At 51.9% G+C, this 15,154-nt stretch carries 14 protein-coding genes; 11 read left to right on the plus strand and 3 right to left on the minus strand.

Annotation, left to right across the window (positions count from 1 at the left end; all coding sequences use genetic code 11):
* Positions 1-118: 118 nt before the first annotated feature.
* From araH to ACQY6F_RS07510, 3 genes are read right to left on the minus strand one after another with little or no spacing between them, the layout of a single operon-like run.
* Positions 119-1,105 (minus strand): L-arabinose ABC transporter permease AraH, encoded by a 987-nt coding sequence (gene araH / locus ACQY6F_RS07500; RefSeq protein WP_428773351.1) that lies wholly within the window; start codon positions 1,103-1,105, stop codon positions 119-121.
* A gap of 16 nt (positions 1,106-1,121) precedes the next feature.
* Positions 1,122-2,636 (minus strand): L-arabinose ABC transporter ATP-binding protein AraG, encoded by a 1,515-nt coding sequence (gene araG / locus ACQY6F_RS07505; RefSeq protein WP_428773352.1) that lies wholly within the window; start codon positions 2,634-2,636, stop codon positions 1,122-1,124.
* Between the two features lie 58 nt (positions 2,637-2,694).
* On the minus strand, positions 2,695-3,696 hold the full coding sequence (locus ACQY6F_RS07510) for an arabinose ABC transporter substrate-binding protein (RefSeq protein ID WP_428773353.1): 1,002 nt from the start codon (positions 3,694-3,696) through the stop codon (positions 2,695-2,697).
* Positions 3,697-4,076: 380 nt separating this feature from the next.
* Between ACQY6F_RS07510 and ACQY6F_RS07515 the strand changes: the two genes are divergently transcribed.
* The 11 genes from ACQY6F_RS07515 to ACQY6F_RS07565 form a co-directional block, all read left to right on the plus strand.
* Positions 4,077-5,777, plus strand: a complete 1,701-nt coding sequence (locus tag ACQY6F_RS07515; protein ID WP_428773354.1) for a ribulokinase — start codon at positions 4,077-4,079, stop codon at positions 5,775-5,777.
* Positions 5,774-6,523 carry an L-ribulose-5-phosphate 4-epimerase gene (locus ACQY6F_RS07520; protein WP_428773355.1) on the plus strand — a complete coding sequence of 250 codons (750 nt, stop codon included), beginning with the start codon at positions 5,774-5,776 and terminating at the stop codon, positions 6,521-6,523. The genes ACQY6F_RS07515 and ACQY6F_RS07520 overlap by 4 nt, the downstream gene beginning before the upstream one ends.
* A gap of 9 nt (positions 6,524-6,532) precedes the next feature.
* Positions 6,533-8,035 (plus strand): L-arabinose isomerase, encoded by a 1,503-nt coding sequence (araA, locus tag ACQY6F_RS07525; protein WP_428773356.1) that lies wholly within the window; start codon positions 6,533-6,535, stop codon positions 8,033-8,035.
* 59 nt (positions 8,036-8,094) lie between these two features.
* Positions 8,095-8,634, plus strand: a complete 540-nt coding sequence (locus ACQY6F_RS07530) for a hypothetical protein (protein ID WP_428773357.1) — start codon at positions 8,095-8,097, stop codon at positions 8,632-8,634.
* An 87-nt stretch (positions 8,635-8,721) separates the two neighbouring features.
* A complete protein-coding gene (araC, locus tag ACQY6F_RS07535) occupies positions 8,722-9,561 on the plus strand; it encodes an arabinose operon transcriptional regulator AraC (RefSeq protein WP_428773359.1) in 840 nt (279 codons plus the stop codon).
* 67 nt (positions 9,562-9,628) lie between these two features.
* Positions 9,629-10,096, plus strand: coding sequence for a GNAT family N-acetyltransferase (locus ACQY6F_RS07540; RefSeq protein WP_428773360.1), 468 nt, complete (start codon positions 9,629-9,631; stop codon positions 10,094-10,096).
* 114 nt (positions 10,097-10,210) lie between these two features.
* Complete coding sequence (locus ACQY6F_RS07545; protein ID WP_428773362.1) at positions 10,211-10,729, plus strand: NUDIX hydrolase; 519 nt, start codon at positions 10,211-10,213, stop codon at positions 10,727-10,729.
* A gap of 250 nt (positions 10,730-10,979) precedes the next feature.
* Positions 10,980-12,764: an extracellular solute-binding protein gene (locus tag ACQY6F_RS07550; RefSeq protein ID WP_428773366.1), complete on the plus strand. Its 1,785-nt coding sequence runs from the start codon at positions 10,980-10,982 to the stop codon at positions 12,762-12,764.
* Positions 12,765-12,773: 9 nt separating this feature from the next.
* On the plus strand, positions 12,774-13,868 hold the full coding sequence (locus ACQY6F_RS07555; protein WP_428773364.1) for a microcin C ABC transporter permease YejB: 1,095 nt from the start codon (positions 12,774-12,776) through the stop codon (positions 13,866-13,868).
* A gap of 1 nt (position 13,869) precedes the next feature.
* Entirely contained in the window at positions 13,870-14,913 is a 1,044-nt protein-coding gene (locus ACQY6F_RS07560; protein ID WP_428773365.1) for an ABC transporter permease, read from the plus strand.
* Positions 14,910-15,154 (plus strand): ATP-binding cassette domain-containing protein (locus tag ACQY6F_RS07565; protein ID WP_428773368.1); only part of this gene is annotated, 245 nt, incomplete at its 3' end. The genes ACQY6F_RS07560 and ACQY6F_RS07565, both read left to right, overlap by 4 nt.

The following is a 15,154-nucleotide window of genomic DNA, read 5'->3' on the forward strand; positions in this document are numbered from 1 at the left end:
ACTTACCGAGGGCCAAGCGATGGGCGGCCGCTGAATTGCGCTCAAAAACAGCCAAAAACAAAGGCCGCTCAAGGCGGCCTTTAACAGGTAATGCATATTGTTGTGACGCAGGAGTAGGTTAGCGTGCTTTTTGTTTATAACGGTCAAAGATAACCGCGGCCAGCAGGATGGCACCACGTACTACGTACTGGGCAAACGGGGACATATTGAGCAGGTTCATGGCGTTTTCTACTGTACCCAAAATCAGTACCCCGGCGATAACGTAAGAGACTTTACCGATACCACCTTTGAGCGATACGCCGCCCAGTACACAGGCTGAAATGACCACCAGCTCAAAACCGACTGAGGTCATTGGCTGACCACTGGTCATACGCGCCGCCAGTATTACCCCGGCCAAAGCAGAGATAAAACCAGACACGGTGAAGATGATCATCTTGGTTTTTACCACGTTCACCCCGGCCAGGCGGGCGGCTTCTTCGTTACCACCAATGGCAAGCGTATTGCGACCGTAAACGGTGCGGTTCAAAAGGAAAGCAAATACTGCAAAGGTGATAATCGTCAGCCAGATTGGGGTTGGGATCCCTACAAAGCTGGAGTTACCCAGGGCGAAGAAGCCCTCTTCGGTGATGCCGACCGCTTTACCGTCGGAAATGATGTAGCCAAGGCCGCGAGCGATCTGCATGGTGGCCAGGGTGGTGATCAGCGCGTTAATTTGTAGTTTGGCAATCACAAAGCCGTTCAGCAGGCCAAAGGCCATACCAGACAACAGACCGGCGCCGATACCCAGTACAACGCTACCGGTAGCGTTAATGGCCACGGCGGTAACTACGCCGGAGCAGGCAATGACCGATGCGACCGACAGGTCGAGGTCACCACAAGCAAGGCAGAACAGCATGGCGCAGGCCACCATACCACTCATCGATATAGCCAGACCCAGCCCTTTCATATTGACGAAAGTGGCGAAGTAGGGCACGAACAGCGCGCAAAGCACAAATAATCCCAGAAAGACGATCAGCATGCCAAATTTGTCCCACAACTGGGCAAAATTGAATGACGATTTCTCGGCTTGAGGGGTTTCGATTTTAGTTGAACTTGTTAGGGACATAATGCATTCCTTACTATTAAGCCGCAGATTTATCTTGACCTAGCATTGCCAAGCTCAGAGCTGTTTGTTCTTGAAATTCGTGACGTTGTAACTCTCCGGTGATCTGGCCGTCTTTCATCACCATCAGGCGATCGGAGATCCCGAGTACCTCTGGTAAGTCACTGGACACCACCAGTACCGTTACGCCGTTTTCCGCCAACTGGAAAATCAGTTCATAGATTTCCGATTTGGCGCCCACGTCAATGCCGCGGGTAGGTTCATCGAGCAGAATGACGCTCATGTCGGTTGATAGCCAGCGGCCCAAAATCACCTTCTGCTGGTTACCGCCGGAGAGCTCGCCCATCAACTGTTGCAATGATGCTGCTTTTACATTCAGAGCCGCCTGCTGCTCGCTGGCATTTTTGCTTTCCCAGCCAAAGTCGATCAGGCTGCCCCATTTGAGGTGCCACGGCCGGGCGCTGACGTTGGTGTTTTCTTCTACCGACATAATCGGCAGCACCCCGTCGGCTTTACGGTCTTCCGGACACAGGGTAATGCCGGCTTTGATGGCATCGGATGGCTTACGGATTTTGATCTCCTGGCCATGCATAAATATCTGACCAGCAGTCGGTTTTTCGGCACCAAATATCAGTCGGGTTAGCTCGGTACGCCCGGCACCCACCAGGCCAAACAGGCCCAGAATTTCGCCCTGGCGGATATCAAGTGAGACCGGCGCGGTTAGCCCGCGGCCCTGCAGATTGTCGACCCGCAGGCCGCTTTCACCATGCTCGCGAGGGCGGTAGTTAAAGATGTCGTTGATTTCCCGGCCGACCATCAGTTCTACCAGACGGTCGTGGGTCAGTGTCTTGAGCGTGTCGAATGTCTGAACGTGTTGGCCATCTTTGAAAATCGTGATGGCGTCACACAGGTTGAAGATTTCTTCCATTCGGTGTGACACATACAGAATGATTTTGCCGGCGTCACGTAGCTCGCGGATCACCTTAAACAGGTTCTCGATTTCACGCTGTGACAAGCTACTGGTCGGTTCGTCGAACGCGATAATGTGGGCGTTGCGACTCAGCGCCTTAGCTATTTCGACCATTTGCCATTGGCCGATAGAGAATTCTTTTAACGGACGTGATGGGTCAAAGTGTTCCCCCAGACGTTCCAGTTGCTGGCGGGCATTTTTGTGCAGGGTTTCGGTATCCACTTTGCCATTTTTAGTTGGCAACTGACCGAGAAAAATGTTTTCCGCCACACTCAGTTCCGGGACCAGGTTCAGCTCCTGGTAGATGATGGCAATCCCTTGTTCAAGTGACTGGGTTGCATCGGCGAAGGTCAACGACCGGCCGTTAACGATCAATTCGCCTTCTGTGGGTTGGTGCAGGCCGCTGAGGGTTTTCAACAGGGTTGACTTGCCGGCCCCATTTTCACCCATCAGTGCGTGAACACTGCCGCTGTGGGCCGTAAAGCTGATGTTATTAAGCGCCTTTACTCCAGGAAAATGCTTGGATATGTTACGAAACTCTAGATAAGAAGGTGAATCTGCCATAATTTTCTCTCCGTATTGTTGCAAGTGGCGCCAGGGGGCCAGCGCCACTTTCATACGCCTACAGGCCTTTTTTCTCCAGTTCTTGTCTGAAGTTATCGCGAGTGATAAGGACAACATCGGTCACTTCCACAAATTTCTTAGGCTGAACGTCTTCGGTTACCCATTGGTAGAGTGATTCAATACTCTTGAAGCCGTGTACGTCCGGGCTTGGCAGCAGTGAACCGTAGAAGCCGGTTGCTTTCGATTTAGCCAGTTCGTTAACCGCGTCCACGCCATTGATTCCGATGCCGATCACATCGTTGGCAGCAAAGCCCTGACCTTCTGTCGCGCGGATACCACCGAGTACGGTGTTATCGTTCATGCCGACAACCAGCCACTGTTTGACGCCTGGGTACTGAACCAGCAGTGAGTTAGCAGCATCCAGTGCACCTGGGATATCGTTGGTTTTGGTTGGTACGCGGTAGATTTGTCCTGCTGGGAAACCTTTTTCCTGCAGTGCTTTCAGTGAACCTTCTACGCGGCGACGCGCAGTGTCCAGTTCGTCGGCAGTAATGGCCATTACGCCAGTAGTTGATGCGTCCCAACCACGTTTGGTCATTTCCGCGTATAGTTCAGTGCCCTGACGGTAGCCGATTTCGCTGGCGGCCATCATTACCAGAGGTACATCTGTCATTGGCTCACCTTTGGCGTTCAGGAACTGATCGTCCACGGTGATCACTTTCAGATCATAGCTTTTTGCTTTGGCCATGATCGCAGGCCCCAATTTCGGGTCTGGGGTACAGATAACGAAGCCTTTCGCGCCACTGGCGGCAAGCGTGTCAATCGCGTTGAGGGTTTTTTCGCCGTCAGGCACCGCCATTTTAATCACTTCAAAACCGTATTGTTCACCGGCTTTTTCCGCAAATGACCATTCAGTTTGGAACCATGGTTCTTCTGGCTGTTTAACCAGATAACCTAACTTCAAGGAGTCGTCACTGGATCCAAAAAATGCGTTCGCAGTACCACTCATCAGAGTGACGCCCGACAGCACAGCAGTAGCTAATAATTTTTTTAGTTTCATGTTTTATCCATCCAATGGTAGGTAGGGTTGATTTTCACTATTCATATTTGTGAATGTTTTAAGACAAAGAAGTGACCAAAATCACAGCAAGAAAACGTAGCGATTATGTCCATGCATTTAGCAGCAACCGCTATGAACTGAGTCGCAAATTAATAGCCATTATTAGAGTTAATAGACTAAACGTGCCGTTTTAACGGTATTTTGATGGTTTTTATCAGTGACTTTCCCATGTTTGGTATCCGTCTGCTTTTTTATTGTGCAGGCCACAAAAAAAGTCACCTGACGTTTTTGTCCATAATTGTAGCGTTCATGTTCATGGTTGCTACGGTGCCCCTCCGCTATAACAAATAACAGTTTGTTGACCAAATTGTGGAGTAGTCATGGATCACGCACACACTCAATCAAAACATGTTATCGGCTTAGACTTCGGGTCTGATTCGGTACGTGCACTTATTGTCAATGCCGAAACCGGTGAGGAAGTCAGTTCCGGTGTCGCTTACTACCCAAGATGGATGGCTGGCCAGTACAGCCAGCCGGATATCGCGCAATTTCGTCACCACCCGCGCGATTACATTGAATCGATGACCAACGCCATTCAGGAAGCTATTGCTACCGCTCCGGTTGGTATTGCCCCTCTGATCGCCGGTATCGGTGTTGATACCACAGGGTCAACACCAGCACCGGTTAACGAGCAGGGCACCGTTCTGGCGCTATTACCGGAGTTTGAACAGAATCCGAACGCTATGTTCATCCTGTGGAAAGACCATACCTCGGTCGAAAAAGCGGATTTGATCAATGAACTGGCTCACTCCGGTGACTACATCGACTATACCCGCTATGTTGGCGGCGTTTATTCCTCTGAATGGTTCTGGGCCAAAGCCGCTTGGGTCAGTGAACAGGATGCTGAAGTCGCCAAGCACGCCCACAGCTGGGTTGAACTGTGCGACTGGATTCCCGCGCTGCTTTCCGGTAACGAGCACCCGGACACATTCCGCCGCGGCATCTGTGCCGCTGGCCACAAAGCCATGTGGCATGAGAGTTGGGACGGCTTGCCAGATGACGCTTTCCTTAGCGCCATTTCGCCAACCTTGACGGGTATGCGTGAGCGGATTAACGGTCCGGTGTTTACCTCAGATCAACTGGCGGGCAATTTGTCCAGAGAGTGGGCCGCGAAACTGGGACTGAATGAAGGTATTGCCATTGCCATTGGTGAGTTCGACTGCCACATGGGTGCAGTCGGCGCCGGCGCCGGCCAGAACGACCTGGTTAAAGTCATTGGTACTTCCACTTGCGACATCTTGATGGTCGATGCAGATGAGATTGGCGATCGCACTATTCACGGCATCTGCGGTCAGGTGAAAGGCAGCGCCCACCCGCAACTGATGGCTTTGGAAGCCGGTCAGTCCGCCTTTGGCGATGTTTATGCCTGGTACAAGCGTTTGCTGCTGTGGCCACTGCAGGAGTTTGCCAAACGTAATCCCGATGGTGCCCTGCTGATTGATGAAATCAGTGAAGAAATCCTGCCGATGCTGGCAGAAGCCGCAGCCGGTTACGAATTCAGCGCTCAGTCGCCAGCCGCGATGGACTGGCACAATGGCCGGCGCACCCCATACGCCAACCAACGCCTGAAAGGCGCGGTGGCCAACCTGAACCTTGGCAGTACTGCCCCGGCACTGTACGCCGCGCTGGTGGAATCGACCGCCCATGGTGCCAACGCAATCGTCAATGCGTTTGTCGATCAGGGTGTCAGTGTGGACCGGGTAATCGCGATAGGTGGCATCTCACTGAAATCGCCCTACGTGATGCAGATGTGTGCCGATGTGATTGGCCGCGACATTCTGGTGGTGGAATCTGAGCAGTGCTGTGCGCTGGGCGCGGCGATTTTCGCTGCTGTCGCGGCAGGCATTCACCCGGACACCAGCAGCGCGCAGCAAGTGATGGCCAGTCCGCTGGCGCATGTTTATCAACCAGACCCAGCCAAACAGTCGCTGCGAGATCAGCGTTACCAGGTGTATCGCGAACTGGGGGGCCATATTGAGCAGTTGGCGGAATATCATCAGGCGCAGGAGCAGCAATCATGAGTGAACAGACACTGCTTAATCCAGTATCGCTGCAGGCGGATCGCCTTGCGCAACTTCGCCAGCAGGTGTGGCAGGCCAATATGGATCTGCAGCGCCATGATCTGGTGACTTTTACCTGGGGTAACGTATCCGGCATCGACCGTGAATCCGGCCTAGTGGTGATAAAACCAAGCGGCGTGGAATACCAGGATCTCAGCGCGGAAAACATGGTGGTGGTGGACTTGGATGGCAATGTGATTGAAGGCGATTTGAAACCGTCCTCCGATACTGCCACCCACCTGGCGTTATACCGCGCTTATCCGGAAGTGGGCGGCGTAGTGCATACCCACTCACCGCACGCGACTTCCTGGGCACAGGCTGGTAAGGCGATTCCCGCTTTGGGCACCACCCATGCCGACTATTTTTATGGCGACATTCCCTGCACCCGCGCCCTGACCGATCAGGAGATTGCCAGTGATTACGAACTGAATACCGGTTTGGTGATCATTGAAACGGTGGCTGAGCAAGAGCCGCTGGCCAAACCCGGCATTGTCGTGAAAGAACACGGCCCATTCAGTTGGGGCAGCGATGCCGATAATGCGGTGCACAATGCAGTGGTGATTGAACAAGTGGCCAAAATGGCGCTGCAAACCCTGCAAATTAATCCTGCCGTTAATCAGATTAACCCTGCGTTATTAGACAAGCATTATCTGCGTAAACACGGCGCTAACGCCTACTACGGACAAAATAGTGCAGACAAAAAATAAGGATTCAAAATGAAAGTATTTACTGATAAACAAGTTTGGTTCGTCACCGGTTCTCAGCATCTCTATGGCCCGAAAGTATTGCAGATCGTAGCGGCCAACAGCAATGAAATCGTCAACGGCTTAAACCAGCTTGAAGGTATTTCGGTGCCTCTGGTTGATAAAGGCACGGTGAAAACACCGGACGAAATCCTGGCGGTATGTCAGGCGGCGAATAACGACCCAAGCTGTGTTGGGCTTATGTTGTGGATGCACACTTTCTCACCAGCCAAAATGTGGATTGCCGGTCTCAGCCAGCTCAATAAGCCGTTTGTTCACCTGCACACGCAATTCAATGCCGCGCTGCCTTGGGACGACATTGACATGAACTTTATGAACACCAACCAGAGTGCCCACGGTTGTCGCGAATTCGGCTTTATTGGCAGCCGGTTGGGTATCGATCGTAAAGTCGTCGTGGGTCACTGGCAGAATCCTGAAGTGCACTCGCAGTTGGATGACTGGTGCCGCGCCGCGATAGCTGTGGATGCAGGTAAGTCATTGAAAGTGGCCCGTTTTGGCGACAACATGCGCCAAGTAGCGGTGACCGAAGGCAACAAGGTGTCTGCTCAAATCCAGTTTGGCTATGAAGTGCATGGTTACGGCCTGGGTGAACTGGCCGAAGCGGTCAATCAGGTCAGCGATGCCGATGTCAATCGCCTGCTGGATGAGTACGCGTCCAGCTACGTGCTTGCCCCTGAACTGTATGACAACCGCGAGCTGAAAACACTGATGGTACAGGAAGCGCGCCTTGAGCTGGGTATGGAGCAGTTTCTCACTTCAGTGGGGGCCAACGCCTTCACCAATACCTTTGAAAACCTGACTGGCCTGACCAACCTGCCGGGATTGGCCACCCAGCGCCTGATGGCGAAGGGCTTTGGTTACGGCGGGGAAGGTGACTGGAAAACCGCGGCCATGACCCACATTATGAAAGTGATGGGACAGGGCCGAAGTGGCGGTACTTCCTTTATGGAAGATTACACCTACAACTTTGGTGGCCAGAGTCAGGTTCTGGGCGCTCACATGCTGGAAGTGTGCCCGAGCATCGCCGCCGACAAGCCACGACTGGAAATTCACCCGCACACCATTGGTTGTAAAGCCAATATCCCGCGCTTGATCTTTAGCGGCCAACAGGGCCAGGCGCTAAACGTGTCAGTGATCGACCTGGGCAATCGCTACCGCATGCTGGTTAATGCGGTGGATACCGTGACGCCACCACAATCACTGCCAAATCTGCCGGTCGCCCACGCGCTGTGGCAGCCTCAGCCAAGCCTGGAAACGGCCGCAGCGGCCTGGATCCACGCTGGCGGTGCGCACCATACTACCTATAGCCAGGCAGTCACGCTGGATATGCTGGCTGACTATGCCGATATCACCGGTATCGAAATGGTCGTCATCGATAGCCAGACCCAGTTACGTCAGTTCAAAGCGGATTTGCGCACCAACAGCGTCTACTACCGTCTGCAGGCTGGTATCTAGCTCCCGTGCTCCCCTTTTGCCGTCCTTTGAAAGGGGAGCTTTTTTTAAAGGGTTATATTTTGACACAACAAACCGCCGTCGCAGCTAGCGATGTTTATCTCTATCATCTGGGGTGGACACTGCGTATTGCTCCCAGTGACGCTCAGCAGTTTCAACTCTGGCGCGACCAGACTCTGATGTTTTCAGGCCGGTTAGAGATCCTCAAAAACCGGCAGGAATTGTCTTGTGAGATGGTTAACTGGCAGTTTCGCACTAAGACCGACCGTCTTGAGCAGTGGGGCCAACTGCATGACGGTGAAACGCTGTCGCTCAACATGAATTACCGCTTCACCGATGAAGCGCTGGTTATTGAGTACCTGGCGCGAAATGCGGTGCCGATCCGCCTGGACGTGCGCCATCATATCAACGCCAGTGAACAAGCCGAACACAGTTTTAGCGCAACAGTCACTGACCAGACCGCACGGGACAATCCGCCCCACAGCACGGAAATCTGGGGCAACATGCCGCAACCGAAACGGGTTCCACCGTCTTTATCACATAATCAGCCGTTCAATGAGGCATTCAGTGCCAAACAGTGGATAGTATTGTCTAAACAGTAAATAGTATGAGTGAGTTAAGGCGCGCACATAGTGATGCTTAGGCTAATCTTACTCACATTTGGCAAGGCCACGTAAACTGAAATTTTTATGCAGAACAGCGATCCACTAAAACCCGGATATAACTTTGATGCCCACCTGGTGGCCGGTCTAACGCCGATCATCGAAGGGGATGAACTGGATTTTGCCATCGACCGTCCCAACGGTATGAAGGGTTATATTCTGAACATTACCAGCCAGGGTGAGGGCACAGTCTTCGCCGATGACAAAGCGTTTGATGTTAAAGCGGGCGATTTGCTGCTCTTTCCACCCGGTGTCACTCACTATTACCACCGTAAAACAGATTGCGCTTCCTGGTTTCACCGCTGGATCTATTTCCGTCCCCGGGCGTTCTGGACCGATTGGTTAACCTGGCAGGAGCAGCGTGATGGGGTATTTGTCACCCGCGCTCTGGATGAGCAGACGATGCAGTACATCGAAAGCCTGTTTGTAGATATTGAACTGGCCGCCAAATCGGATGCGCCGTATCGCGATGACCTGGCGATCAACTTATTGGAACAACTGCTGATCCGCTGTAAAACCGTGCAGCCGAATGTAGTCAGTAAGCCGATTGATCCCAGAGTGATTGAAGCAATGAACTACATGACTCAGAACCTCAATCAGGAATTTACCCTAGAAGACATTGCCGCGCATACCTGTCTGTCGGCATCGCGACTGGGTCATCTGTTTCGGGATGAAATGCAGATGACCGTCACCCAGTGGCGGGATGATCAGCGTATCAGCCGAGCTAAACAGTTGTTAGTGACCTCGAACTACTCGGTGAATCGAATCGGCCGGATAGTGGGTTACACCGATCCGCTCTATTTTTCCCGGGTATTTAAACGGAAAGCGGGCGTAAGCCCCAAAATGTACCGCGAACAGATCACCTAAGGGTGCATTGCGTTTCATTGCATGGCAGACTGGTTATAAGGATCTACTGTCAGACAAGGAGCAAGTCTTGGTTCAATTAAGTCCGTTACTTCAGGATCATGCGGAGCAAATCAGCAAATTAGGTGTGGCTGACAGTCAGCTACCTTACGTAGGCACTACCGAAGAGATACTGGCGACCGTTAGCCTGGATGTTCAGCCGCATGTCATTTGCCTGGACGGCGAAGTGGTTGGCATGTTTTTGGTGGATACCTGCTACTCGGCAGATTATGAGTTTTGCCGCCATCCGGCACTCGGCTTTCGGGCGTTTTTTGTCGATCATCAGTTTCAGGGACAAGGCGTGGCGAAAGCGGCACTTAAGCTATTGCCTGAATACCTTGCCGAGCGTTACCGCGATTTTCATCAGGTCTACCTGACCGTCAATTGTAAAAACCCCGCGGCATATAACTGTTACCTTAAGGCCGGTTTTGAAGACACCGGTGACCATTACCACGGTGGTGCAGCCGGCCCGCAACATATTATGTATCGCCAGTTCTAGTTGAAATGGGTTCTATTCGTCGCCGCGGGTTTCTGCTGGGTTAGCAGCGAAGCGGCTGGTTGCTCACATCCAGTGTGTTAGACTTGCGACAAACCAATCAATAACTCATCTAAGATGCGACACCTGAAAACGGATATTCATCCTGATATCGAACACCTTGACGACAAGATAATTCTTAAGCGAAACGCCACCCGGGCAATCGTGGTTGATGGTGAAGAGATACTGGTACTCTATACCGAGCGTTACCACGATTACAGTTTACCCGGCGGCGGCCTGGAAGAGGGCGAAGATATCATCGCCGGTATGGTGCGGGAGCTAGAAGAAGAAACCGGGGCAAGGAATGTTCACCAAATCAAACCGTTTGGCATGTATGAGGAGTTTCGTCCCTGGTACAGAGAAGACGCCGATATTTTGCATATGCTGTCCTATTGCTACCGGTGCAAAGTTGACCGCCAGCTGGGCGCTCCTCGTCTGGAAGACTATGAGCAAAATAACGGCATGCGTCCGGTGTGGATCAATATCCATCAGGCCATTATTCACAATGAGCAGACGATAGCCAACAGCGACAAAAAAGGCATGAGTATCGAACGGGAAACCTATCTGCTGCACCTGATTGCTAAAGAGTTACTCTGATCACTGTGCTGTGGCAGACACATCCGAGGCGTCCAGTGCAGCACGGTAAGTCAGCACACTATTAAAATCACGCCACAGACTCACAAACCGCTTGTTACGGCGTGGTTTGTGGTGAGATTTCTTCTATACTTACCCAACTGATTGAATTATTAGTAGTAATTATTTATATATTAAATACAGGGACGACAATCAAAACCTGTTCTGGGGGAACATGTTAATGGGAAAAATAACGCAGTTGACGCTCGCGGCGATGTTACTGGCCTGGGGAACGACCAGCGCTGCTAAAGTGATTGAAACAACCAGCCTGGTGGGCTTTGGCACGGCTAAGTATGCTGCCGATTTTCAGCACTTTGATTATGTAAATCCGAATGCGCCCAAGTACGGCAAAGTGACTTATGGACAGGTAGGAACCTACGACAACTTCAACCGTTTCGCATCAAGAGGAGTGGCGGCCGCGGCGACCGGCGAGTTGTACGATACGCTGATGTATTCCCCCAGCGATGAAATCGACTCCTATTACCCCCTGATCGCCAGCAAAGTGCGTTACTCCGATGATTACACCTGGCTGGAGCTAGACATCAATCCTAAGGCACGTTTTCATGATGGAACGCCGATCACCGCCAAAGATGTCGCCTTTACCTTCAAAAAGTTCTCGACTGAGGGGGTGCCGCAATACCGGGTTTATTACAAAGACATCAAATCGGTCACTGCCAAAGATAATCTGACCGTGCGGATCGAAATGGCGACCCCAAACCGGGAGAAAATGTTCAGCTTTGCTCAGTCGACCCGGGTGTTACCGGAACATTTCTGGAAAGACCACAATCTGGCCGAGCCATTGCCAGAGCCGCCAGTCGGCAGTGCCGCGTACAAAATCACCGAGTATAAATCGGGTCAGAGCGTGACTTATGGCCTGGTGGACGATTACTGGGCGGCGGATTTGCCGGTGAATGTGGGACGCAATAATTTTGCCCAGGTTCAGTACGACTACTACCGTGATGACACGGTGATGCTGGAGGCTTTTAAAGCGGGTGAATTCGACTTGCGTCAGGAAAGTTCCGCCAAGTTCTGGGCTAACTCTTACACCGGGGTAAATTTCGATAAAGGCTACATCATTAAAGAAGAAATCCCGCATCAGAAACCAGAGGCGACTCAGGCATTCGTGTTCAACACCCAGTCGGAGATGTTTAAAGATCCGAAAGTTCGTGAAGCGATAAATTACGCGATGGACTTTGAGTGGATGAACAAAAACATGTTCTATGATCAGTACACCCGTACCCGCAGCTACTTCCAGAACACTGACTATGAAGCCAAAGGGCTGCCGTCTAAAGAAGAGCTGGCGGTAATGGAAAAATTCAAAGGCAAGATCCCTGAGCGGGCGTTCACGGAAGAATATCAACCGCCGGTCACCGACGGCAGCGGCCGGATCCGCAAGCAGGCCAGAATTGCGTTCAAACTGCTCAAAGAGGCGGGCTGGGAGCTGAAAGACAAAGTGATGACCCACACCACTACCGGTCATCCGTTTGAATTTGAACTGCTGATCTACAGCCCGACCACAGAGCGTATCGCGATTCCGTTGCAGAAAAACCTGCAACTGCTTGGCATCAATATGAAAATCCGCACCGTGGATACCACTCAGTACATCAAACGGCTGCGTGACCGGGATTTCGATATGGTCTCATCGGCCTATTCGGAAAATCCGTATCCGAGTCCGAACTTAATGATTGTCTGGAACTCCAACTATATCGATTCGACATACAACACCGCCGGTGTCATGGATCCTGTCATCGACCAGTTGACGATGGATATTGCCCAAAACCAGCAGCATCCGGAGAAGCTGTTGACGTTAGGCCGGGTACTGGATCGGGTACTGCAATGGAATTTCTTTATCATTCCGCAGTGGCACATCAGCCAGTACCGAGTGGCCAGTTGGGACAAGTTTGAGCGGCCAAAGACCATACCGAAATATGATCTGGGCGTAGACACCTGGTGGGTGTCAAAAGAGAAAGCAGCAAAATTACCGGAAAAACGCCGGTAAGAGGGAAATATGGCAGCGTACATTGTCCGACGGCTGTTGTTGGTGATCCCCACCTTGTGGGCGATCATCACCATCAACTTCTTTATTATCCAGATAGCGCCGGGTGGCCCGGTGGAACAGGCTATCGCCCAGCTCGAAGGGCACACTTCCGGGATCATGGAACGGTTTGCCGGTGGCGGCAGTGAAGTGAACACCGGTAGTCCCGGCGGCGAGGAAGCGAACGGCACCGGCTACAAAGGCTCACGCGGTCTGGACCCGGAAGTGGTGGAGGAGATCAAAAAACAATTTGGTTTCGATAAGCCGATGCACGTGCGCTACTTTGAAATGCTGAAGAATTACATCACCTTCAACTTCGGTGAAAGCCTGTTCAAAGGTGGCAATGTCATCGATCTGATAGTCGAACGACTGCCGGTGTCGATATCGCTCGGGCTGTGGAGTACCCTGATCATCTACCTGATTTCGATACCACTCGGTATTTTAAAAGCGATTCACCACGGTTCCCGCTTCGATGTCTGGTCCAGCGCGATGGTGATTGTTGGCTATGCGATCCCCGGATTTTTGTTTGCTATTATCCTGATCATATTGTTCGCCAGTGGCAATTACTTCAGTTGGTTTCCCCTGCGTGGGTTGGTGTCGAGCAACTTCGACCAGTTAACCTGGTATCAGCAGGTTATCGATTACTTTTGGCATTTAACCCTGCCGATTATGGCGATGGTGATCGGTGGTTTTGCCACGTTAAGCATGCTGACCAAAAACTCGTTCCTGGATGAAATTAACAAGCAGTACGTGGTGACCGCCCGTGCCAAAGGGCTGGATGAGCGCAGCATTCTGTATAAGCATGTATTTCGTAACGCGATGCTGATCATCATTGCCGGATTCCCCAGTGCTTTTATCAGCATCTTTTTTACCGGCTCAATGCTGATTGAAGTGATGTTTTCGTTAGAAGGGATCGGTTTACTCGGTTTTGAATCGACCATCCAGCGGGACTATCCAGTGGTATTTAGTTCGCTTTACATCATGACACTGCTGGGACTGATTCTGGGCATCATTTCCGATCTGACTTACACCTGGGTTGACCCAAGAATTGATTTTGAGGCGCGCTAGTATGTTTTTTCGCTCCAAACGCAGAGCCAACCCACTCAACCAGGCCCGCTGGCAACGGTTTAAATCGAATAAGCGCGGGCTGTGGTCACTGTGGCTGTTTTCGGTACTGTTTTTTCTCAGCCTGTTCGCAGAATTTATCGCCAATGACAAACCACTGCTGGTCGAATATCAGCAGCAGTGGTATCTGCCCATCTTTAATCAGTACGCTGAAACCGAATTTGGTGGCGAGTTCGCCACCGAAGCGGATTACACCGACCCGTACGTGATCGAGTTGATTGAAGAGCAAGGTTATATCATCTGGCCAGTCATTCGATTCAGCTACGACACCATCAATTACAACATTACCGGCACCGTGCCTTCTGCGCCGGATGATATCAACTGGCTGGGGACGGATGACAAAGGCCGGGATGTTCTGGCGCGGATTATCTATGGTTTCAGGATATCGGTGCTGTTCGGCTTTGTGCTAACGATAGTCTCCAGCGTGATCGGCGTGCTGGTCGGGGCCAGCCAGGGCTACTATGGCGGGTTGCTGGACTTGCTTGGCCAGCGTTTTATCGAAGTCTGGTCCGGTATGCCGACGCTGTTTTTGCTGATCATTTTGTCCAGTTTTGTCGAACCCAATTTCTGGTGGCTGCTCGGTATTATGGTGCTGTTCAGCTGGATGAGCCTGGTGGGCGTGGTGCGGGCTGAATTTCTGCGCTGCCGTAACTTCGATTATGTCCGGGCCGCCCAGGCGATGGGGGTGGATGACAAGCGCATTATGCTACGGCACATGCTACCGAACGCCATGGTGGCATCGCTGACTATGATGCCGTTTATTTTGTCCGGCTCGGTGACCACGCTCACCTCACTGGACTTTCTGGGCTTTGGCCTGCCGGCCGGTTCTCCGTCACTGGGGGAATTGCTGGCGCAGGGCAAAGCCAATCTGCAGGCACCCTGGCTGGGGATTTCTGCCTTTGCGATTTTGTCTGTCATGCTGACTTTACTGGTGTTTATCGGTGAAGCGGTCCGTGATGCATTCGACCCACATCAGCAAAGGAGATAACTGTGACGACACCGGTATTAACAATTCAGGATCTTTCGGTGGGTTTCGGTCGCAAAGACCAGATTGACGCTGTGACGGATAAGGTTTCGCTGCAGATAAGCAAGGGCGAAACGCTGGCGCTGGTAGGAGAAAGTGGCTCAGGTAAGTCTGTCACTGCCAATGCGATTTTGAAACTGCTGCCCAAAGGGTCTGCTCACTATCTGAATGGTCAGATTCATTTTGATGGTGTCGAAATGCTCAG

It is taken from the genome of Vibrio sp., from assembly GCF_050299255.1.
In the GTDB taxonomy this organism is placed as follows: domain Bacteria; phylum Pseudomonadota; class Gammaproteobacteria; order Enterobacterales; family Vibrionaceae; genus Vibrio.